Source organism: Streptomyces kanamyceticus, assembly GCF_008704495.1.
Taxonomy (GTDB): domain Bacteria; phylum Actinomycetota; class Actinomycetes; order Streptomycetales; family Streptomycetaceae; genus Streptomyces; species Streptomyces kanamyceticus.
The window spans coordinates 7,611,245-7,633,191 of record NZ_CP023699.1 but is presented as its reverse complement, the minus strand read 5'-3'; the positions used below and the strand labels follow the sequence as shown (position 1 = coordinate 7,633,191).

18 protein-coding genes and 1 pseudogene are annotated in these 21,947 nt (G+C 71.1%); 8 read left to right on the top strand and 11 right to left on the bottom strand.

Annotated features, from left to right (window positions below; translation table 11 throughout):
- Nucleotides 1-75: 75 nt before the first annotated feature.
- Nucleotides 76-1,041, top strand: a complete 966-nt coding sequence (locus CP970_RS33055; RefSeq protein WP_055543890.1) for a hypothetical protein — start codon at nt 76-78, stop codon at nt 1,039-1,041.
- 12 nt (nt 1,042-1,053) lie between these two features.
- Here CP970_RS33055 and CP970_RS33050 read toward each other — a convergent pair whose 3' ends face one another.
- On the bottom strand, nt 1,054-1,479 hold the full coding sequence (locus CP970_RS33050) for a Rieske (2Fe-2S) protein (protein WP_055543889.1): 426 nt from the start codon (nt 1,477-1,479) through the stop codon (nt 1,054-1,056).
- A 173-nt stretch (nt 1,480-1,652) separates the two neighbouring features.
- Between CP970_RS33050 and CP970_RS33045 the strand changes: the two genes are divergently transcribed.
- A complete protein-coding gene (locus CP970_RS33045) occupies nt 1,653-2,612 on the top strand; it encodes a carbohydrate kinase family protein (RefSeq protein WP_079043143.1) in 960 nt (319 codons plus the stop codon).
- On the opposite strand, the gene CP970_RS33040 is transcribed toward CP970_RS33045, so the two are convergent.
- Nucleotides 2,602-3,459, bottom strand: coding sequence for a helix-turn-helix transcriptional regulator (locus CP970_RS33040; protein WP_055543888.1), 858 nt, complete (start codon nt 3,457-3,459; stop codon nt 2,602-2,604). The two genes, CP970_RS33045 and CP970_RS33040, sit on opposite strands and share 11 nt — an antisense overlap.
- A gap of 100 nt (nt 3,460-3,559) precedes the next feature.
- On the opposite strand from CP970_RS33040, the gene CP970_RS33035 reads away from it, so the two are divergent.
- Nucleotides 3,560-4,150 carry a YceI family protein gene (locus CP970_RS33035; RefSeq protein ID WP_055543887.1) on the top strand — a complete coding sequence of 197 codons (591 nt, stop codon included), beginning with the start codon at nt 3,560-3,562 and terminating at the stop codon, nt 4,148-4,150.
- Between the two features lie 9 nt (nt 4,151-4,159).
- Here the strand turns inward: CP970_RS33035 and CP970_RS33030 are convergent, their stop codons facing one another.
- Together CP970_RS33030 and uvrA are read right to left on the bottom strand one after the other, a co-directional pair.
- On the bottom strand, nt 4,160-4,927 hold the full coding sequence (locus tag CP970_RS33030; RefSeq protein WP_055543886.1) for a crotonase/enoyl-CoA hydratase family protein: 768 nt from the start codon (nt 4,925-4,927) through the stop codon (nt 4,160-4,162).
- A 160-nt stretch (nt 4,928-5,087) separates the two neighbouring features.
- Nucleotides 5,088-8,180, bottom strand: a complete 3,093-nt coding sequence (gene uvrA / locus CP970_RS33025; protein ID WP_055543885.1) for an excinuclease ABC subunit UvrA — start codon at nt 8,178-8,180, stop codon at nt 5,088-5,090.
- A 222-nt stretch (nt 8,181-8,402) separates the two neighbouring features.
- Here uvrA and CP970_RS33020 point away from each other — a divergent pair, with 222 nt between their 5' ends.
- On the top strand, nt 8,403-9,086 hold the full coding sequence (locus CP970_RS33020) for a maleylpyruvate isomerase family mycothiol-dependent enzyme (protein WP_055543884.1): 684 nt from the start codon (nt 8,403-8,405) through the stop codon (nt 9,084-9,086).
- A gap of 10 nt (nt 9,087-9,096) precedes the next feature.
- Nucleotides 9,097-9,753 carry an MBL fold metallo-hydrolase gene (locus CP970_RS33015; RefSeq protein WP_055543883.1) on the top strand — a complete coding sequence of 219 codons (657 nt, stop codon included), beginning with the start codon at nt 9,097-9,099 and terminating at the stop codon, nt 9,751-9,753.
- A gap of 16 nt (nt 9,754-9,769) precedes the next feature.
- Here the strand turns inward: CP970_RS33015 and aroQ are convergent, their stop codons facing one another.
- Entirely contained in the window at nt 9,770-10,234 is a 465-nt protein-coding gene (aroQ, locus tag CP970_RS33010) for a type II 3-dehydroquinate dehydratase (RefSeq protein ID WP_055543882.1), read from the bottom strand.
- Nucleotides 10,235-10,341: 107 nt separating this feature from the next.
- Here aroQ and CP970_RS33005 point away from each other — a divergent pair.
- A pseudogene (locus CP970_RS33005) lies at nt 10,342-11,460 on the top strand (MFS transporter).
- 9 nt (nt 11,461-11,469) lie between these two features.
- Here the strand turns inward: CP970_RS33005 and CP970_RS33000 are convergent.
- The 6 genes from CP970_RS33000 to CP970_RS32975 form a co-directional block, all read right to left on the bottom strand.
- Complete coding sequence (locus tag CP970_RS33000; protein WP_055543881.1) at nt 11,470-12,570, bottom strand: calcium:proton antiporter; 1,101 nt, start codon at nt 12,568-12,570, stop codon at nt 11,470-11,472.
- Nucleotides 12,571-12,654: 84 nt separating this feature from the next.
- Nucleotides 12,655-13,656, bottom strand: coding sequence for a TerC family protein (locus CP970_RS32995; RefSeq protein ID WP_055543880.1), 1,002 nt, complete (start codon nt 13,654-13,656; stop codon nt 12,655-12,657).
- Between the two features lie 281 nt (nt 13,657-13,937).
- Nucleotides 13,938-16,196, bottom strand: a complete 2,259-nt coding sequence (locus CP970_RS32990; RefSeq protein WP_150494342.1) for a TerD family protein — start codon at nt 16,194-16,196, stop codon at nt 13,938-13,940.
- Between the two features lie 63 nt (nt 16,197-16,259).
- Nucleotides 16,260-16,838 carry a TerD family protein gene (locus CP970_RS32985; protein ID WP_055554290.1) on the bottom strand — a complete coding sequence of 193 codons (579 nt, stop codon included), beginning with the start codon at nt 16,836-16,838 and terminating at the stop codon, nt 16,260-16,262.
- A gap of 157 nt (nt 16,839-16,995) precedes the next feature.
- Nucleotides 16,996-19,134, bottom strand: a complete 2,139-nt coding sequence (gene uvrB / locus CP970_RS32980) for an excinuclease ABC subunit UvrB (RefSeq protein WP_055554292.1) — start codon at nt 19,132-19,134, stop codon at nt 16,996-16,998.
- A 62-nt stretch (nt 19,135-19,196) separates the two neighbouring features.
- Nucleotides 19,197-20,069: an MHYT domain-containing protein gene (locus CP970_RS32975; protein ID WP_055554293.1), complete on the bottom strand. Its 873-nt coding sequence runs from the start codon at nt 20,067-20,069 to the stop codon at nt 19,197-19,199.
- Between the two features lie 276 nt (nt 20,070-20,345).
- Between CP970_RS32975 and CP970_RS32970 the strand changes: the two genes are divergently transcribed.
- Both CP970_RS32970 and CP970_RS32965 read left to right on the top strand, forming a co-directional pair.
- Entirely contained in the window at nt 20,346-21,242 is an 897-nt protein-coding gene (locus tag CP970_RS32970) for a glycerophosphodiester phosphodiesterase family protein (protein WP_055554295.1), read from the top strand.
- Between the two features lie 62 nt (nt 21,243-21,304).
- Nucleotides 21,305-21,877, top strand: coding sequence for a methylated-DNA--[protein]-cysteine S-methyltransferase (locus CP970_RS32965; protein WP_055554346.1), 573 nt, complete (start codon nt 21,305-21,307; stop codon nt 21,875-21,877).
- Nucleotides 21,878-21,947: the final 70 nt, after the last annotated feature.

Below are 21,947 nucleotides of genomic sequence, written 5' to 3'. Positions count from 1 at the left end.
GCCGACCTGGCAACCCGCTCCGACCGGCACGAACGCCGGGACGGGATAAGTGAACGTTCACAGAAAGGGTCCATCTTGCGGCACGGCACACGGCTCGCCGACGGCGCGGCCGAAGGAGACGAAGCGCCCGCGGACCTGGAGGCGGCCCTGCGCACGGGACCCTTCCACGTCGCGCTGCGCACCGCCATCGCCGTACGACGACTGCCCCTGCAGCGCGTCCGGCACCATCTGGCCAGGCACGGGGTCACGGTCGGCGTGACGAGCCTGAGCTACTGGCAGCAGGGCGCGCGCCGCCCCCAGCGTGCCGAGTCGCTGCGGGCCGTACGCGCCCTGGAGGAGATTCTCCAGCTCCCGGAGGAGTCGCTGATCCGGCTGCTCGCGCCGCCGTCGGGGCGCGCCGACAGGGAGCGTCCGGCGGCCCGCTCGTACCGCTCCCTGGTCGAGGCCTCCGACGTCCTGCGCGCCCTCCTCGACGAGCTCGGCTCCCCCGTCGACGGCGGTCTGCACACCATCGGCCAGCACGAAAGGCTGCGGATCGGCGCGCGGCGCGAGCTGCTCGGCCGACAGTCGCAGCACATCGTGCGCGCCCACAAGGACGGCGTCGACCGCTATGTGGCCATTCACCACGGCGATCCGGGGTGCGCCCCCGAGCGGATCGCCGTGCGCGCCCTGGAGAACTGCCGTACGGGACGCGTGCGCTGGCACCGGGGCACCGGGGTGCTCGTCGCCGAGCTGCTCTTCGACGCGCGGCTGCGCGCGGGTGACACCCATCTGTTCGGCTACGGCTTCGAGGACGGCACGGCGGGCGTGGCCACGGAGTACCAGCGCGGCTTCACCTACGCGGGCGGGCAGTACGCGCTGCAGGTCCGCTTCGACGAACAGGCGCTGCCCGTGCGGTGCCACCGCTTCACCCAGCACTCGGCGGCCGCGCCGCGCGGGAACCGCCAGCAGCTCACCCTGAGCGGCAGCCACCGCTCGGTGCATCTGGTGGAGCCGCAGGTGCGGGCGGGGATATTGGGGATCGAGTGGGACTGGGAGTAGCGGGCGGCACGGTCAGGCCTTCTCGGGCCCCGCGACGATCTTGCCCTTCTCGACCTTCACCGGAAGCTCGTGCAGCGGTTTGACGGCCGGTTCGTGCAGCACCTTGCCGTTCGTGGCGTCGAACTGGCTGCCGTGACAGGGGCAGATGAGCTTGTGCCCCTCCAGCTTGTTGATCGGGCACTGCGCGTGCGTGCAGATCGTGCTGAACGCCTTGTACTCGCCCTCGGAGATCCGGCTGACGACCACGTTCTCGTCGGTGTACAGCTTCGAGGCGCCCACCTTCACCTCGTCGGACGCGCCGAGGTCCACCGGCGCGGTGGGCGCCGACCGCGAACCGCCGTCACCGCCGGACGAGCAGGCGGTCAGACCGAGCCCTGCGGCCGGGGCGAGAGCGGCGGCCCGCAGCACGGTGCGGCGGGCATGGGGCGTGCCGGACATGGTGTCTCCACAGGTCAGGGGCGTACGTGTGCGTCGGTGACGGATCAGACCATACCGGTGCGAGGCGTTCCGACCGGGTCGGGCACGAGCGTGCCCGAGTGCTGCCCGCTTCCGTCCCGGAGCCTCCGCACGGCCTAGCCTGAGCGGGACGCCGAGCCCGAGAGGAACCACCCGTGATAGTCGTCGCAGGAGAGGCCCTGATCGACCTCGTCCAGCAGGGGAAGGCCCCCGAGGGCGCTCCCGAGAGCGCTCCCGGGGCCACCGCCGCGGGCCCCGCCGCCCTGGCCCCGCTCTCCCCGCGGCTCGGCGGCGGCCCGTACAACACCGCCGTGGCGCTCGGCCGCCTCGGCTCTCCCGTCGCCTTCTGCTCACGCGTCTCGCGGGACGCGTTCGGCGAGGCGCTGCTCGACGGGCTGCGGGCGGCAGGGGTCGACCTGTCGTACGTCCAGCGGGGCCCCGAGCCGACGACGCTCGCCGTCGCCTCGATCGGCGCGGACGGCTCGGCGGGCTACTCCTTCTACGTCGAGGGAACGGCCGACCGGCTCTTCGCCGCCCCCGCCGAACTCCCCGACGGGGTGCGGGCGATGTCCTTCGGCACCTGCTCGCTCGTCCTGGAACCGGGCGCGAGCGCGTACGAGGAGCTGCTGCGCGGCGCCGCGGCGCGCGGGGTGTTCACGACGCTCGACCCCAATGTCCGTGCCGGTCTGATCCCGGACGCGGACGCCTATCGCGCGCGGTTCAAGAGCTGGCTGCCCTCGGTCTCGCTGCTCAAGCTGTCCCAGGAGGACGCCGACTGGCTCGGCGGCACCCCGCGGGAGTGGCTGGCGTCGGGGCCCGCCGCCGTGGTCGTCACGCGCGGCGCCGACGGCCTGTGGCTGCACACCCGGGACGGCGTCGAGCTGCGGGTGCCGGGCGAGCCGGTCGACGTGGTGGACACGATCGGCGCCGGCGACACCGTCAACGCGGCGCTGCTGCACGGCCTCGCGGCCCGGGACGCGCTCTCCCCCGAGGCGCTGCCCGCGCTGGGCACAGACGGCTGGTCGGACGTCCTGCGGTTCGCCGCGCACGCGGCGGCGGTCACCTGCTCACGGGCGGGCGCGGAGCCGCCGTACGCGGCCGAACTCAGCCGTTGACCGCGTGCAGGCCGCCGGGCCTGCGGCCGTTGAGGCGGTCGAGGGCGGCGGCCGTGGCCTCGTCGGCGGGGACGTAGACGATCAGGCGCTGCGGGTCCGTGTCGGGCAGCGCGAGCGTCTCGTACGAGAGCCGGAGCCCGCCCTCGTCGGGGTGGCTGAGCCGCTCGACGCCGGTACGCCGGGGCAGGGCGGGCGCGCCCGCGACACGGTCGGCGAACGGGGCGCCCGCGATGATCGTCAACTCGTCCGTGAAGCCGACGACATGCGGGTCGTCGAGCATGGAATCGGTCCTGAGGTGCCCGACCAGATCGTCGGCGACGCGGTCCCACTCGGGGTAGGCGACGCGGGCCCGCTCGTCGGTGAAGACGAACCGGGCGAGGTTGGGGCGCTCGTCGTCCAGTACGCCGAGGGGTTCGACGAGCCGCCGGTATCCGCTCGTACAGGCGAGGACGTCGGCGAGGCGGTTGAGCAGCACGGCGGGCGCGGGCTCCAGGCTGTCCAGGATGGCGCGCACGGTGGGCCTGACCGAGTCGGCGGGCGGCACCGCGGCCGGGCAGCAGGGGTGGCCCGGCCCCATCTCCTTCTCCAGGCGGCGCAGATGGATGCGCTCCTCGATGCTCAGCCGCAGCGTGTCGGCGAGCGCGGCGAGCACCTGGGGGGACGGGTGGCGGTCCCTGCCCTGTTCGAGACGGGTGAGGTACTCGACGCTGATCCCCGCGAGGGTCGCGACCTCGGAGCGGCGAAGGCCCGGGGTGCGGCGGCGCGGGCCGCTGGGCAGGCCGACCTCGGTGGGGGTCACGGCCTCCCTGCGCGCGCGCAGGAAGACGCCCAGCTCGTTGTCGCTCACCGTTCGAACGTATCAGCCGGTGCGGGGCGGATCGTGGCCCTGTCACTACCAGCATCGGCCCGGCCTTCCTCGCCCCCTGGCCACGCCGCAAGGTGGGCGCATGACTCTTGACGCGACTGACACGAACCCCGCGAGCCCTGCGGCGCCCGGGGCCCGCACGCTGCCGCTGGCCGCGGGCCACTGGGAGATCGACGCCTTCCACTCCGCGGTGAACTTCTCCATCCGCCACCTCGGCATCTCCAAGGTGCGCGGCCGCTTCGCCGAGGTGGGGGCCGAGCTGGTGGTGGGCGAGAGCGCCGAAACCTCATCGGTGACCGCCACCATCGCGCTGGCCTCGATCGACACGGGCAACAAGGACAGGGACGCGCACGTACGCGCATCCGACCTGCTCGACGTCGAGAAGCGCCCGACGATGACGTTCCGTTCGACCCGGATCGAGGGCACGGGCGAGGAGTGGAGCATGGCGGGCGAACTGACCATCGGCGAGGTGACGCGCCCGGTGACGCTGGCCGTGGAGTTCGGCGGCGTCGAGGGCTTCCCCGGCCAGGACCGCAAACACGCGGGGTTCGAGGCGTCGGGTGAGATCCGCCGCAGCGAGTTCGGCCTCGACTTCGCCCCGGGCCTGCTCGGCGAAGTGGTGAAGATCCAGCTGGACATGCAGTTCTTGGAGCCGGTCGCGCGGGAAGGCTGACGTTCCCTCTCAGCCGTCCTTCGTGAACGCCCCGTGCCGCCCCGCCCCCGCGGCGAACCGGGCCGCGCCCTCCGCCGCCTCGGCGAGGGAGCGAAGGCCGTGTCTCAACTCGCCCGCCATCGCCTCCCGTTCGGGGCGCCCCGCCTGGTCGAGGACCGACATCCTGTCGTGCCGCAGGCAGGTCTGCGGGAACGCGGCGATCTCCGCGGCGAGGGCCTCCGCCGCGGCGCGGGAGGTGCCGGTGGGCACGGTCCGGTTGACCAGGCCCATGCCGAGCGCCTCCGCCGCGGCCACCGGGCGGCCCGTGAGGATCAGGTCCATGGCGCGGCCCTCGCCGATCAGCCGGGGCAGCCGCACCGTGCCGCCGTCGATGAGGGGCACGCCCCAGCGGCGGCAGAACACCCCGAGCACGGCGTCCTCCTCGGCGACCCGCAGATCGCACCAGAGGGCGAGTTCGAGGCCGCCCGCGACGGCGTGGCCCGCGATCGCCGCGATCACCGGCTTGGAGAGGACCATCCGGCTGGGGCCCATGGGGCCGTCCCCGTCCTCCGTGACCTCGTTGCCGTCCGGGGTGCCGATGGCCTTGAGGTCCGCGCCCGCGCAGAACGTGCCGCCCTCGCCCCACAGGACGGCGACGGCGGCGTCCGGGTCGGCTTCGAAGGCGCGGAAGGCGTCGGCGAGGGCGCGGGCGGTGGGCCCGTCGACGGCGTTCCGCGCGGCGGGGCGGGACAGCACGATGGTGGTGACGGGGCCTGCACGTTCGCTGCGTACCGGCATGGGGGCAAGCCGACCACGTGAACGGGCCACCGGGCAAGGCCCGTTCAGGCCGCCACCTGGGCGTACGCCGACGCCCTCTCGCGTACGACGAAAGCGCACCGCCCTCCGGTGGGGGGCGGTGCGCTTCGGCCGGTCGGCGGACCCGGTGGTCCGGGGCCGGTCAGGCCTTGCGGGCCCGCGTCGTCTTCTTGGCGGTGGTCTTCTTGGCGACCGTCTTCTTGGCCGCCGTCTCCTTGGCGGTGGCCGCCTTCTTCGGAGCGGCCGCCTTCTTGGCGGTGGTGCCCGTCTTGACCGTGGCCGTCTTCTTGGTGGCCGTGGCGCTCGCCGCGACCGCCTTCTTCGCGGCGAGCTTCTTCGCCGGGGCCTTCTTGGCCTGCTTGCGCCCCTGCGAGGGCAGCGCTTCGCTGACCCGGTCCGCCGAGATGATGTCCCGCAGGAACTTGCCGGTGTGGCTGGTCGACACCCCGGCGACCTCCTCGGGCGTGCCCTCGGCGACGACCAGACCGCCGCCGTTGCCCCCTTCGGGGCCCATGTCGACGACCCAGTCCGCGGTCTTGATCACGTCGAGGTTGTGCTCGATGACGATGACCGTGTTGCCCTTGTCGACCAGGCCGGAGAGGACCGTGATGAGCTTGCTGATGTCCTCGAAGTGCAGACCGGTGGTCGGCTCGTCGAGCACGTAGACGGTCCGGCCCGTGGAGCGCTTCTGGAGCTCGGAGGCGAGCTTCACGCGCTGGGCCTCGCCTCCGGAGAGGGTGGGCGCCGACTGGCCGAGGCGCACGTATCCGAGGCCGACGTCGTTGAGCGTCTTCAGGTGACGCGCGATCGCCGGGACCGCCTCGAAGAAGGCGAGTCCCTCCTCGATCGGCATGTCGAGGACCTCGGCGATGGACTTGCCCTTGTAGTGCACGTCCAGCGTCTCGCGGTTGTAGCGCGCGCCGTGGCAGACCTCGCACGGGACGTACACGTCCGGCAGGAAGTTCATCTCGATCTTGATGGTGCCGTCGCCGGAGCAGTTCTCGCAGCGGCCGCCCTTGACGTTGAAGGAGAAGCGCCCGGGGAGGTAGCCCCGCACCTTCGCCTCCGTGGTCTCCGCGAAGAGCTTGCGGACGTGGTCGAAGACTCCGGTGTACGTCGCGGGGTTCGAGCGCGGGGTGCGGCCGATCGGCGACTGGTCGACGTGCACGACCTTGTCGACGAGGTCGTCGCCCTCCACGCGCGTGTGGCGTCCGGGAACGGAACGGGCGCCGTTCAGCTCCCTTGCCAGGTGCGTGTAGAGGATGTCGTTGACCAGGGTCGACTTGCCGGAGCCCGAGACGCCCGTGACGGCCGTGAGGACACCCAGCGGGAAGGAGACGTCGATGTCCTGGAGGTTGTTCTCGCGGGCGCCGTGCACCGTGAGCTGCCGGGAGGGGTCGGCGGGGCGGCGCACGTCCGGGATCGGGATGGACTTCTTGCCCGAGAGGTACTGCCCGGTGATGGACTTGTCGTTGGCGAGGAGCTCCTTCATGGAGCCGCTGTGCACGACCTTGCCGCCGTGCTCGCCCGCGCCGGGGCCGATGTCGACGACCCAGTCGGCGACCTTGATGGTGTCCTCGTCGTGCTCGACGACGATGAGTGTGTTGCCCATGTCGCGCAGGCGGACGAGGGTCTCGATCAGCCGGTGGTTGTCGCGCTGGTGCAGGCCGATGGACGGCTCGTCCAGTACGTAGAGCACGCCGACCAGGCCGGAGCCGATCTGGGTGGCCAGGCGGATGCGCTGCGCCTCGCCTCCGGAGAGGGTGCCCGCCGCGCGGTTCAGCGAGAGGTAGTCCAGGCCGACGTCGACCAGGAAGCGCAGCCGCTCGTTGACCTCCTTCAGGACGCGCTCGGCGATCTTCTTGTCGCGGGCGCCCAGCTTCAGCTCGGCGAGGAAGTCCGCGCAGTCGCTGATGGACATCGCGGAGACCTCGGCGATGGAGCGGCCCATGACCGTGACGGCCAGGACGATCGGCTTGAGGCGCGTGCCCTCACAGGTGGGGCAGGGCACCTCGCGCATGTAGCCCTCGAAGCGCTCGCGGCTCGCGTCGCTCTCGGCCTCGCTGTGCCGCCGCTTGACGAAGGGGACGGCGCCTTCGAAGGCGGTGGTGTAGACCCGCTCGCGGCCGTACCGGTTGCGGTAGCGGACCTCGATCTGCGTCTTGTGGCCGTTGAGCAGGGCCTTCTTGGCGCGCTGCGGCAGGCCCGCCCAGGGCATGTCGGTGGCGAAGCCGAGCGCGTCGGCGAGGGCGCCGACGAGCCGCCCGAAGTACTCCTTGGTGTGGCCGTGCGACCAGGGGTGGATGGCGCCCTCGTCGAGCGACTTGTCCTCGTCCGGGACGATCAGCTCGGGGTCGACCTCCATGCGCGTGCCGATGCCGGAGCAGTCCGGGCAGGCGCCGAAGGGCGAGTTGAAGGAGAAGGAGCGGGGCTCCAGCTCCTCGAAGGACAGGTCGTCGTACGCGCAGTAGAGGTGCTCCGAGTACATCCGCTCGCGCTCGGGGTCGTCCTCGGGGAGGTCGACGAAGTCCAGGACGACCATGCCGCCCGCGAGGCCGAGCGCGGTCTCCACGGAGTCGGTCAGGCGGCGCTTGGCGCTGTCCTTCACCGTGAGGCGGTCGATGACCACCTCGATGGTGTGCTTCTCCTGCTTCTTCAGCGTGGGCGGCTCGGAGAGCTGGATCGTCGTGCCGTCGACCCGCGCGCGGCTGTAGCCCTTGGTCTGGAGGTCGGCGAAGAGGTCGACGAACTCGCCCTTGCGCTCGCGCACCAGCGGCGAGAGGACCTGGAAGCGGCTGCCCTCCGGCAGTTCGAGGACCTTGTCGACGATGGCCTGCGGCGACTGCCGGGCGATGGGGCGCCCGCACTCGGGGCAGTGCGGCTTGCCGATGCGCGCGAAGAGCAGGCGCAGGTAGTCGTAGACCTCGGTGATGGTGCCGACCGTCGAGCGCGGGTTGCGCGAGGTCGACTTCTGGTCGATGGAGACCGCCGGGGAGAGGCCCTCGATGAAGTCGACGTCGGGCTTGTCCATCTGGCCGAGGAACTGCCGGGCGTACGAGGAGAGCGACTCCACGTACCGCCGCTGGCCCTCGGCGAAGATCGTGTCGAACGCGAGCGAGGACTTGCCCGACCCGGAGAGTCCGGTGAACACGATGAGGGAGTCACGCGGGAGGTCGAGCGACACGTTCTTGAGATTGTGCTCGCGCGCGCCACGGACGATGAGACGGTCGGCCACGCCGGTCCGCACCTTTCTTGAGAGTGGTGACAGGGGCGAAACCCCCGTCGTTCACAGACTAGGGCGAGCCACTGACAACGCCGGGCTGCTTCCCCTGTTCACAACAAACCCGGACCACCAAGAATGCCCGATGCCATCCCCGACCATATAGCACGTGCATTCGATTTGCGGGACTCCCCAGAGACCTTCACCCGAACGTGTGGCGGGACTATCGTCGGGCGCATGATTGATCATGTGCGCGACCTGGCGTCTGTACGTGACGCGACCGACCGACTGCTCACCGCAGCGGCGAAACTGAACAACGATTCGACAGCTCAACCGTCACTGCTTCCCGGCTGGACCGTCGGCCACGTCCTCGCCCACCTCGCGCGGAACGCGGACGCGCTGGTGAACGTGCTGGCCGGACGGCCGATGTACGCCAGCGCCGAGGTGCGGGACGCGGACATCGAGCGGGACGCCCCGCGCGCGCTGGCAGCGCAGCTCGACGACGTACGGGAGAGCGCGGCCCGCTTCGAGGCGCAGGCCGCGGTTCCCGCGGACTGGTCCCGCACCATCGAGATGCGCAACGGCATCACCGACTCCGCGTCGCGGGTGCCCTTCAGGCGGTGGGTCGAGGTCGAGCTGCACCACGTGGACCTCGGGATCGGGTACGAGCTGGAGGACCTGCCCGCGGAGTTCACGCAGCGTGAGATCACGTTCCTGTCCGCGCGCTTCGGCGGGAACCCCTCGGTGCCGCCCACCCGGATCACGGACGGCACGCACGCGTGGAGCACGGGGCGCGCGGGCGAGCCCGAGATCACCGTCTCCGGGTCCCCGGCGGACCTGGTCGGCTGGCTGGCGGGCCGCCGCGAGGGCACCGCGCTCACGGCCGAAGGCGGCCTCCTCCCCGCCCTGCCCCCGCTATAGGCTGACCGACATGACGTACAGCGGAGCGGTGAAGGTCGGCGGACCCTCGGACGTGCACGAACTGCAGGACCTGATGATCTCGAAGGTCGCGGTCGGGCCGATGGACAACAACGCCTATCTGCTGCGCTGCCGGGCCACCGGCGAGCAGCTCCTGATCGACGCGGCGAACGACGCCGCGACGCTGCTGACACTGATCGGCGACGACGGCATCGCGTCCCTGGTCACCACGCATCAGCACGGCGACCACTGGCAGGCACTCGCCGAGGTGGTCGGGGCGACGAGCGCGCGGACCTACGCGGGCCGGGAGGACGCCCCGGGCATTCCGGTGCCGACGGACGTCCTGGTCGACGACGGGGACACCATCACGGTCGGCCGGGTCGAGCTCACCGCCCGCCACCTGGTGGGTCACACCCCGGGCTCGATCGCGCTGGTCTACGACGACCCGCACGGCCATCCGCACGTGTTCACCGGCGACTGCCTCTTCCCCGGCGGCGTCGGCAACACGTGGGACGACCCGAAGGCCTTCGCGCGCCTCATCGACGACGTCGAGACGAAGATCTTCGGGACGCTGCCCGACGAGACGTGGGTCTATCCCGGCCACGGCAACGACACGACGCTGGGCGCCGAGCGTCCGCACGTGGCGGAGTGGCGCGCGCGGGGCTGGTGACGTCAGGGGGTACGCGTCACGCCCCGGCGGCGACCAGCGCCGCCACCCGTTCCACCGCGAACGCGTACCCCTGCACACCGCAGCCCGCGATGACGCCGTCGGCGCGCTGCGAGACGTAGCTGTGGTGCCGGAAGGCCTCCCGCTGGTGGATGTTGGAGATGTGCACCTCCAACACCGGCATCCCGTCACAGGTGTTGAGCGCGTCCAGGATCGCGACGGACGTGTGGGAGTAGGCCGCGGGGTTGATGACGATGCCCACGTGGTGCTCGCGCGCCTCGTGGATCCAGTCGACCAACTCGCCCTCGTGGTTGCTCTGTCGCAGGTCCACCGTGCCGCCGTGCGCGGCCGCCGCCTCGGCGCACAGCGCCTCGACGTCGGCCAGCGTGTCCGAGCCGTAGATCTCGGGCTGGCGCTGCCCGAGCAGGTTCAGGTTCGGACCGTTGAGGATCATGATCGGGGCGGTGGCGAGGCTGCGCGTCATGGTCGAGGTCTATCACGCCGCCCGCGTACGCGGAGATGGACTCCGCACCCCCGCACACCCCCTGCGACACCCCGTAACCGACCGTCACTGTGGGTAATTGACGCGGCATGCGCACCGCCGAACCCACTGAACCCGTCCCGGCCGCACCGCCGTCGCTCCCCCGGATCGCGGCCGCCTCGCTCGCCGGGACCGCCATCGAGTTCTACGACTTCTTCATCTACGGGACGGCCGCGGCGCTCGTCCTCGGCCCGCTGTTCTTCCCGACGTTCTCCCCTCTGGCGGGGACCCTCGCCGCCTTCGCGACCTTCGGCGTGGGCTTCGTGGCGCGGCCGCTCGGGTCCGTCGTCTTCGGGCACATCGGCGACCGGCACGGACGGCGTCCCATGCTCCTCGCCTCGCTGCTCCTCACCGGCATCGCCACGGTCGCCGTCGGCTGCGTACCGACGTACGAATCGATCGGGATCGGCGCTCCCCTGCTCCTTAAGAGCTTGGGGAAGTGTGCCGTTCTGGGCGGCGGGCCTGCTCGCGGCCGCCGGGCTCGCGCTGCGCACCTCGCTGGCGGAGAGCCCGGACTTCCTGCGGCTGCGGCGGCACGCGCGCGTACCGCTCGCCGAGGTGGTCCGGGACACTGGCGCCTGGTGCTCCTGACGGCGGGCGCGATGGCGGTGGGGTACGCCGTGTTCTACGCCGTGACGACGTGGTCCCTCGCCTACGGAGTGGAGCGCCTCGGAGTGAGCCGTACGGTCATGCTGGCGTGCGTCATGGCGGCCGTGGTGGTCAAGGGCGCCCTGACCCCGGTGGTGGCGGTGCTCGGCGACCGGTTCGGACGGCGGCCGTTGTGCCTGATCGGGTGCGCGGCGTCGGCACTGTGGATGTTCCCGATGGTCGCGCTGCTCTCGACGGGCGAGCCGCTGGCGATGTTCACCGGCTTCCTGGTGGCACTGCTCGCGTTCATCACGATGTTCGCCGTGGTCGCCGCCTATCTGCCCGAGCTGTACGAGCCCCAGGTGCGCTGCACGGGCGCCGCGGTCGGCTACAACCTGGGCGGGGCGCTCGGCGGGGCGCTCACCCCGATCGTGGCGACGGCCCTTGCCCAGGGGGACAGGAAGCCGTGGGGCGTGGCCGCGTACCTGTCGGGCACCGCCCTGCTGAGCCTCGGGTGCTTCGCCCTGCTTCCGGAGACACGGCCGGTCGCGGCGTCGGATCCGGCGGCCGCTACGGGGTGATCACGAGTTCTACGGAGTGATCGCGAGTTCCAGGAACGCCGCGAACAGCACCAGGTGGACGCCGCCCTGCAGCGGCGTGGCGCGCCCCGGCACGACCGTGAGCGTGCCGACGATCACGGTCAGCGCGAGCAGCACCATATGGGTCGAGCTCAGGCCGAGTACGAGCGGGCCCGACAGCCATACGGAGGCGACCGCGACGGCCGGGATGGTCAGTCCGATGCTGGCCATCGCGGAGCCGAGGGCGAGGTTCAGGCTGGTCTGCACGCGGTCGCGGCGGGCGGCGCGCGCGGCCGCGATCGTCTCGGGGAGCAGCACGAGGAGCGCGATGATCACGCCGACCACGGCGTGCGGCAGGCCCGCGCTCTCCACGCCCGACTCGATCGTCGGGGAGACGCCCTTGGCGAGGCCGACCACACCGATCAGCGCGAACCCGAGCAGCGCCAGGCTCAGCTTCGCGTCCCGCGCCGAGGGGCCCTCGGCGTGACTGTCGGCGTCGATGACCTCCCCCTGCTTGGTGAGGGGCAGGAAGTAGTCGCGGTGCCGCACGGTCTGGGTGGTCACGAAGATGCCGTACAGGACGAGCGAGGCGACCGCGGCGAAGGTGAGTTGGGCGGTGGTGAACTCCGGGCCCGGCTTGGTGGTGGTGAAGGTCGGCAGGACCAGGCAGAGCGTGGCCAGCGTGGCGACGGTCGCGAGGGCCGCGCCCGTGCCCTCGGGGTTGAAGACGGCGACGCGGTGCCGGAGCGCGCCCACCAGGAGGCAGAGTCCGACGATGCCGTTGCAGGTGATCATGACCGCGGCGAAGACGGTGTCGCGGGCGAGCGTGGAGCTCTTGTCGCCGCCGTCGGCCATGAGGGTGACGATCAGCGCCACCTCGATGATCGTCACCGCGACCGCGAGGACGAGTGAGCCGAAGGGTTCGCCGACGCGGTGGGCGATCACCTCGGCATGGTGGACGGCGGCGAGCACCGCTCCGGCGAGGATCAACGTCACCACGGCGACGATCGCGCCGGGCAGATCGCGCCCCCAGGTGAAGACGAGGAGGACGACCGCGAGAAGCGGAACCACCGTCGTCCACTGCATGCCGAGCGCCCGGAGCCGAGTGACCATGACTCGATGCTGCCCCGGGCGCCTGGGTGCCGCTACTTGGTGCCGTTGCCACCTCCCGCCCCCGAGGGGGCGGGAGGTCGGCCGTCAGGCCTCGATGCTGTCCTTCGGGTTCTCGCCCGCGGCGGCCTCGGCCGCGTCCTTCTGCGCCTGCTTCTTGGAGGCGAAGAGGCTGGTGATCGTGGTGATCACCAGGACACCGCAGATGACGCCGAGCGAGACGGGGATGGAGATCTCGGGGACGCTCACCCCGTTCTCGTGCAGGGCGTGCAGCACCAGCTTCACTCCGATGAAGCCGAGGATCACCGACAGGCCGTAGCTGAGGTGGACCAGCTTCCTGAGGAGTCCGCCGATGAGGAAGTACAGCTGGCGCAGACCCATCAGGGCGAACGCGTTGGCGGTGAAGACGATGTACGGGTCCTGGGTGAGGCCGAAGATCGCCGGGATGGAGTCCATCGCGAAGAGCACGTCGGTGGTGCCGATGGCGAGCATGACGACCATGAGCGGCGTCATGATCTTCTTGCCGTTCCTCCGGACGAACAGCTTCGTGCCCTCGTACCGGTCGGAGACGCCGAACTTCTTCTCGATGGACTTCAGGAGGCGGTTCTCCTCCCAGTCCTCTTCCTCGTCGTCGGCGCGCGCCTCCTGGATGAGCTTCCAGGCGGTGTAGATCAGGAAGGCGCCGAAGATGTAGAAGACCCAGGAGAAGTTGGCGATCACCGCGGCACCGGCGGCGATGAAGATCGCGCGCAGCACCAGGGCGATCAGTACACCGAACAGCAGCACGCGCTGCTGCAGGTGGGAGGGCACCGAGAACTTCGCCATGATCAGGATGAAGACGAAGAGGTTGTCCACGGAGAGGGACTTCTCCGTGATGAAGCCCGCGAAGAACTCGCCGGACGCCTGGCTCTCTCCGGCGACCAGCAGGCCGATCCCGAAGAGCGCGGCGAGCACGATCCAGACGATCGTCCAGATTCCGGCTTCCTTGATCGACACGTCATGGGGCTTGCGCCCGATGAAGAAGTCGACCGCGATCAGGGCACACAGACCGAGAACGGTCGTCACCCACATGGTCATAGAAACGTCCACTGCGCCTCCGGCGTCGTACGGCTACTGATCAGCGTCGTCGCTGCCGGAGGTCTCTTCCACCCGAGGCGGTCACCGCCGTGTCGGGCCGACGCCCCGGGACCGATGGCGGTCCGTATTGACGGGTACGTCGCAGCCGGGAGTACTCCCCTCCGCTGACAGAAGGGTACGCGAAACACCAAGGTTTGGTAAAGGTGATGGCAATCAAGAGCCAAAAGGCCAGGTCAGATGGGCCTAAAGTCGCTTTACCGGCAACGCGCCGGCGGCCGCCCGGCGAGGGCGCGTCAGCGGCCGCCGTTACGCCGGGCGGTGGCCACCTGGTCGAGGATCTGCCCCAGGATCCGGCTGCCCTCGGGGATCGTCGGCGGCTCGTACGTCCAGGTGTGACCGACCCACGGGTCGGCGAGATGGTCGTCGGGCACCGGCGTCAGACGGAGCAGCGCGCGCCACAGGGGGTCGAGCAGCGGGCCGTACTCCGCGGCGTCCTCGCGATCGGCGACCATCATCAGGTGGACGCCGACCGCCGGGCCCTCGTCCGCGAGATAGCGGAGCTGGGTCACCGCGCGGTCGTCGAAGCCGTGCGGGAAGTCGTTGACGATCAGGAGCTGCTCGGCGGTGTCCAGGTCGGGGGGCAACGCGTCGGCGGCGCCGCCGCGGACCGCCATCTGCACGAGGTCCACGCGCTGGGTGAGCTCGGCGAGGACGGCGGAGACACCGGCGGCGCCGGAGGCCGGGGGCCCGGCGAGCACACCGGAGGTCACCAGCGGCGCGAGCGCGCCCGCGGCGGAGCCCGCCGCGTCGATGACGTGCACCGTGAACTCGCCCGCCGGATAGGCCGCGAGCAGTCGCGCGGCGTGCGCGACCGCACTGTCCACGGCGAGGCGCCGCAGCTCGGCGGCGTCGGTGAAGGTGTTGGTGAGCGCCTTGCCGCTGTCGATCCACAGGCCGCGCTCGAGAGGCAGCCTGACGAGCATCGGGATCCGCAGGTCGATGCGCTCGGGCAGATGCAGATCGCCCAGGCGCAGCGCCATCGGGATCTCCATGGGCGCGCGGTAGGCGTGCCAGACCGGGCTGCTCCACGCCGCGAAGGGCGGCGGCAGGGCGGGCTCCACGACGCCGGACTCGGCGGCGAGCTGCGCCAGGTCGCGGTCGAGGGTGGCCCTGGCCTGGCCGACGAGGTCGGCGTGCTTGGCGCGGGCCGCGTCGCGTGCGGCATCGCCCGCGCCGCCGACGCGGCTACGCGGGTCGGAGAGGGCCTTGTCGATCTCCTGCTCCATGCGGGAGTCGGCGAAGTCGACGGCACTGCGGTACGCCGCGGTGGTGCGCGCCAGGTCCTCGAACATGCCCCACACCTGGTTGTAGAGCCGCTCGTCCATCGACCATCCGGTGGCATCACCCGCGACGGGCTGCGCGGCCTGTCCCGGCTGGGCCGGGGGCGCGGCGGGCGGAGGCGTCGGGGGCGCGGCGGCCTGTCGGCGAGGGTGGGTGTAGTCGACGGGACCGCCGGTGGGGGCGTCGCCGCCCGGCTGCTGCGGCGGTGCGGTGGGCGGAGACGTCGGGGCGGTCCTGCCCTGGTCCTGGTCGGCCTGGCCGGTGTGACCCGGCTGACCGCCCGGGGGATTCGCCTGCGCGCCCGGTGGGGGCACGTGGCCACTTGCCGGGAGCGCCTGGCCGCTCGTCGAGGCCGCTTGCCCGCCCTGCGATGGCGCCTGCCCGCTGGCCGCGGCCGCCTGACCACTCGCCGGGGCCACCTGACCGCCCTGCGGAGTCGCCTGACCACTTGTCGACGCCGCCTGCCCACCCTGCGGGGGCGCCTGCCCGCTTACCGCAGCCCCCTGCCCGCCCTGCAGTGGCGCCTGCCCACTCGCCGGGGCCACCTGCCCGCCTGGCGCGGCCCCCTGGCCGCCCCGCGGCACCGTCCGCCCCTGGGATGCGGTGCCTACGCGAGTGTCGTCCGCGGAGCGCGGTGGGGGCGTGGCCACGGAGCGGGCCAGGCCCCTCGCCACCGCTTCGTCGATCGTGTCCGCCAGGTCCCCGGCGGCGGGCAGGCCCTGGTCGGCGAGCATCTCGGCGAGGCCGCCCGCGTAGCCCTGGCCGACCGCGCGGACCTTCCAGGCGCCCTGGCGGCGGTAGAGCTCCAGGGCGACGACGGCGGACTCGGTGCCCAGGTCGGTGATGGTGTAGCTGGCGATGCCGGTGCCGTCGAGGCCGGTGACCGCGACGAACGGGGCGGCGAGTGCGCTGAAGCTGACCGGTCCTCCGACGCCGACGGGCAGCGCGAGCAGGACGCTGACCCGGTGGACGGTGTCCGGCACGGCGTCGAGGTCCACGGCGAGGCGGTGGTCGGCGGCCGCCTGCTTGGACACCTCGAGCCCCGGCAACGTGGGCGATCCCGGGTGGGCCACCCATTCGACGCCGCGGATCCTGCCCCGCTCGTCGCCGAGCGTCGCGCCCGCCACGATCGGCTTTCCGGCCGAGACACGGATCTCCAGGCGGGTCCCGGGAAGCGGGTGGTTCTGCCCCCGCACCAGCTCAGCCGTCATCGCCTTCGTCCCCCTCGTGGGCCCCCGTCGAGCCCTCGTTCCCTCGGTGCGTACGGACGTCGCTTACAGGTGCGGCAGGATCGCCGGCATCAGGTCCTGGAAGGTGCGGCCGTTGGCGGGGTTGCCGATGGCCGTCATCTGCCAGCCCGTGCCCGCGCGGTGGACCTTGGCCATGATCTGCGCGGTGTACTGACCGCCGCCGTCGAGGGTGTAGCGGGCCAGCTCCTGGCCGTTGGTCTCGTCGACCAGACGGCAGAAGGCGTTCTGCACCTCCTGGAAGGTCTGGCCGGTGAACGAGTTCACCGTGAAGACGATCTGGTCGATGTGGACGGGGACCCGCTGCAGGTCGACGAGGATCGCCTCGTCGTCGCCGCCCTGGCCGACACCGCCCACGAGATTGTCACCGGTGTGCCGCACCGAGCCGTCGTCGCTGATCAGGTGACGGAAGAACACCACGTCCAGCGGCTGCTTGTCGGCGAAAAGCACCGCCGAAGCGTCCAGGTCGACCTCGCGCGTACGCGTGCCGAACAGGCCTCGGCGCGGGGCCGCCTGCCAGCCGAGGCCCATGCGCACCGCGGTCAGGGCGCCCCCGTCGTCCTTCTGCAGGCTGATGGCCTGGCCCTTGGTCATGTTGACCGTCACGCGCTGTCCCCTTCTTCGAACTGCCTGGGCAACCGCCTCTTGCGGTTGCCCAGCACCCTATGCAGTGGGCCCGGCACGGCCGCACTCCGGGCGGCACTTTGTGGCGGTCTTGCAACAGACCGGCCAGTACGCCGAAACCCGTCCCCCAGCAGCGCTTCTACGCCTGGCCCGCCTCCCGCATCTGCCGCAGTTCCTTCTTCATCTCCGACACCTCGTCGCGCAGTCGCGCGGCGATCTCGAACTGCAGGTCGGCGGCGGCCGCGCGCATGCGCTCGGCCATCTCCTCGATCTGCTCGGCCAGTTCGGCCGCGGGGCGGTCGGTGGGCGTGGCCTCCGCGGACTTCTTCGCCTTGGCCTTGGTGGACTTGGCCGCCTTGCCGCCGAGCGCGGGCACCGGGGCCTTGGCGGCCTTGCCCTCCTTCGGCTTGCGGTAGTCCGAGCCGAGGAGCTCTTCGGTGTCGACCTCTTCGCGCGCGATCGCCGACACGATGTCGTTGATCTTCTTACGGAGGGGCTGCGGGTCGATGCCCTTCTCCTTGTTGTACGCGATCTGCTTCTCCCGGCGCCGGTTGGTCTCGTCGATGGCCTTCTCCATCGCTGGGGTGATCTTGTCCGCGTACATGTGGACCTGGCCCGAGACGTTGCGCGCCGCGCGGCCGATGGTCTGGATCAGGGAGGTCCCCGAGCGCAGGAAGCCCTCCTTGTCGGCGTCGAGGATCGCCACCAGGGAGACCTCGGGCAGGTCGAGGCCCTCGCGCAGGAGGTTGATGCCGACGAGGACGTCGTACTCACCGGCGCGCAGCTCGCGCAGGAGCTCGACGCGGCGCAGCGTGTCGACGTCGCTGTGCAGATAGCGGACCTGGATGCCCAGTTCGAGGAAGTAGTCGGTGAGGTCCTCGGCCATCTTCTTGGTGAGCGTGGTGACCAGGACGCGCTCGTCCTTCTCGGTGCGCTGGCGGATCTCGTGCACCAGGTCGTCGATCTGCCCCTCGGTGGGCTTGACGACGACCTCGGGGTCGACGAGTCCGGTGGGGCGGATGATCTGCTCGACGAAGCCGTCGCCGCGCGAGAGTTCGTACTTGCCCGGGGTCGCCGAGAGGTAGACGGTCTGGTCGATGCGGCCGAGGAATTCCTCCCACTTCAGGGGGCGGTTGTCCAGCGCGGAGGGGAGCCGGAAGCCGTGGTCGACGAGGGTGCGCTTGCGGGAGGCGTCGCCCTCGTACATCGCGCCGATCTGCGGGACCGTGACGTGCGACTCGTCGAGGACCAGGAGGAAATCCTCGGGGAAGTAGTCGATGAGGGTGTTCGGGGCGGAGCCGGGCTCTCGGTCGTCGAAGTGCATCGAGTAGTTCTCGACGCCGGAGCAGGAGCCGATCTGGCGGAGCATCTCCAGGTCGTACGTGGTGCGCATGCGCAGGCGCTGCGCCTCCAGCATCTTGCCCTGCTTCTCCAGCTCGGCGAGGCGCTCCGCCAGCTCCTTCTCGATGCCGTTGACCGCCTTCTCCAGGCGCTCGGGACCCGCCACGTAGTGCGAGGCGGGGAAGACGTAGAGGTGGTCGTCGTCGCTGATGACCTCGCCGGTGAGCGGGTGCAGCGTGGAGAGCGCCTCGATCTCGTCGCCGAACATCTCGATGCGGACGGCCAGTTCCTCGTAGACCGGGAAGATCTCGATGGTGTCGCCGCGGACCCGGAAGGTGCCTCGGGTGAACGCCAGGTCGTTGCGCGTGTACTGGATGTCCACGAAGCGGCGCAGGAGCTGGTCGCGGTCGATCTCGTCGCCGACCTTGAGGGGGACCATCCGGTCCACGTACTCCTGCGGGGTGCCGAGGCCGTAGATGCAGGAGACGGAGGCGACCACGATCACGTCGCGGCGGGTGAGCAGCGAGTTCGTCGCGGAGTGGCGCAGGCGCTCCACCTCCTCGTTGATCGAGGAGTCCTTCTCGATGTAGGTGTCCGACTGCGGGACGTACGCCTCGGGCTGGTAGTAGTCGTAGTACGAGACGAAGTACTCCACGGCGTTGTTCGGCAGGAGCTCGCGGAACTCGTTCGCCAGCTGGGCGGCCAGCGTCTTGTTCGGCGCCATCACGAGCGTGGGGCGCTGGAGCTTCTCGATCATCCACGCGGTGGTGGCCGACTTGCCGGTGCCGGTCGCGCCGAGCAGGACGACATCCTTCTCACCTGCGCGGATGCGCCGCTCCAGCTCGGCGATGGCAGCCGGCTGGTCGCCGCTTGGCTGGTACGGGCTGACGACCTCGAAAGGTGCCACCGTGCGTTCGATCTTCGATACGGGCCGCATGGAAACCACCGTACGACCCCGCACTGACAACCGGGTCCGATCGGCCGCTCAGCGGCCGCCCGTCACCAGTTCTGCGGGGTGCGGGAGCCGGGCCGCTGCCGGGATCCGCGCCGGCGCGGCGGGACGTGCCGGTCGCCCGAGCGCGGGACGGAGTAGGACGGCCCGGAGCGGGCCCTGGCCGCCGTGTCCTTGGCCTCGGGCCTGCCGCCGAGGACCATGAGCGGGTCGAACATCACGATGACTCCCGCGAGGAGCAGGAAGGCGAGCGGGCCGATCATCATGGGCGCGAGGATCTCGGCGGGCGAGTCACCGGGGGGCACGGCGCCCGAGCCGTGCAGATGGACGCTGAGGGCGGCCATGCCGGTGTAGTGCATGCCGCTCACGGCCAGGCCCATCACCAGGCTCGCGCCCAGACTCCACAGGAATCCCCTGACCTGTGCGGCCGCCCAGAGGGCCGCGGTGGCGGCGACCACGGCGATCACCACGGACGCGGTGACGACCAGGGTGTTGTACTCCAGCGTCCCGCGAAGACGCATACCGGCCATTCCGAGGTAGTGCATCGAGGCGACACCGAGCCCCGTGATGGTTCCGCCGGTGAACAGGGCCGTGCCCGTGGCGCCGCGGTAGCCGACGATGAAGACGCCGATGCCGACCATGACGATGGCGACGGCGAGGCTCGCGAAGGTCAGCGCCTTGTCGTAGCGGATCGGGGCCTCCGCGACGGTGAAGCCCATCATGGCCACGAAGTGCATGGTCCAGATCCCGGACCCGATCGCGGCCGAGCCGAGCGCCAGCCAGCCGGGCCGCCAGGAGCGGTCGACGAGCAGCGATCTGGTGGTGCAGCGCAGGCCGAGCGCCCCTCCCAGACAAGCCATGAGGTACGCCACCACCGGTGTGACGACTCCGTAGCTGAACCCGTCGACCGTGCCCTGCATGCGCGGTTGCCCTTCCGCCTGTTATGCCCAAATTCTCCGGAACGCCCCGTTCGCCCCCCCTGTCGACGCCCATCTGAAAGGCCGTCGGCTGAGGCAGAGAGTAAAGCTCACCCCGGAACCTACGAACGATTTTCCGGCAAAGAATCGCAGTCCCCGCGCGCGGGGTCCCCGTCTTTGGAGACTCCGTTCAACCTGTGGCCATCCTGCACCTGTCTCCCGTTGACCCCGGACTGTCACTCTCGACCGGTCCGCGATCTCACGACGCGAGGAGTACCCGTGTACGCACGCGCTGCCGCTGCCACCGCCGCCGCCCTCATCGGAGCCGGCTCACTCGTCCTCCCCACCGCCACCGCCACGGCGCAGACCCCCGCGGCGTCCCGCGCCGCACACCACGACAGCCCGCTGGTCGTCGCCCACCGGGGTGCCTCCGCCTACGCGCCGGAGAACACCTTCGCGGCCATCGACAAGGCCCGTGACATGGGGTTCCGCTGGGTCGAGAACGACGTCCAGCGGACCAAGGACGGCGAGCTCGTGATCATGCACGACGACACCCTGAAGCGGACGACGAACGTCGAGGAGGTCTTCCCCGACCGCGCCCCGTGGAAGGTCGGTGACTTCACGGCCGCGGAGATCAGGCAGCTGGACGCGGGCAGCTGGTTCAGCCCGAAGTACGCGGGCCAGCGCGTGCCGACCCTGCAGCAGTACATGCGGCGGGTCTCGCACAACCACCAGAGCCTGGTCTTCGAGTTCAAGAAGCCCGAGCTCTACCCGGGCATCGAGAAGCAGGGCCTGCGGGTGCTGCGCGACACGGGCTGGCTCGACAAGCACCACGTGAAGAGCAAGCTGGTCATCCAGAGCTTCAGCGCCGACAGTGTGAAGACCGTGCACGCGCTGCGGCCCGATGTGAAGACCGGTTTCCTCGGCACCCCCGCGGCCGCCGAGCTGCCCGCGTACGCGGAGTTCGCCGACCAGATCAACTCGGCGCACACCTCCATCTCGGCCGACTACGTAGACGCGATCCACGCGCAGAAGGGCCCGCACGACAAGCCCCTTGAGATCTTCACCTGGACGGTCAACGACGCGCCGAGCGCGGTGCGCGCGGCGGGCTTCGGGGTGAACGGGATCATCACCAACACCCCTGACGTCGTCCGCAAGGCGCTGCGCGAGGGCTGACGGGCGGCCGGGCCGACGACCGCCGCACCGCGTTGTCAGTGGGCGGTCGTACGGTGGTCGGCATGTACTCCCATGCGCAGGAGCAGGAGCGGAAGCAGGACGGCCGTCAGGTCGTCTGGGCCGTCGTCGAGAGCGACATCGGCCCGCTGCTGCTCGCCGCGACCGGTGAAGGACTCGTCACCGTCGCGTTCCACGCCACCGACGCGGTGCGCGACAAGGTCCTGGAGGGGCTCGGCTCCCGGCTCGGCGCCGAGCCGGTCCAGGAGCCCGGCTCCCCGCTGCTCGCCGAGCCCATACGCCAGTTCGCGGCGTACTTCGCGGGCGAGCGGCGCGACTTCGACCTGCCGCTCGACTGGTCGCTGATCTCCGGCTTCAACCGCCAGGTGCTGCGCGAGCTGGCCACCACCGTGCCGTTCGGCACGGTGGTGGGCTACGGAGACCTGGCCCACCGCGTCGGCCAGCCGCGCGCGGCGCAGGCCGTGGGCCTCGCGATGGGCGCCAACCCGCTGCCGGTCGTGGTGCCGTGCCACCGCGTGGTGGAGAGCGACGGGGGCATCGGCGGCTTCGGGGGCGGTCTGGAGACCAAGCGGCAGCTCCTCGCGCTGGAGGGCGTGCTGCCGCAGCCGCTGTTCTGACCGGGCCGCCGCGCGGTCCCGGCGGACTGTGACAACTACGTTTCGCCCGTACGAACGCCCTGGCACACTG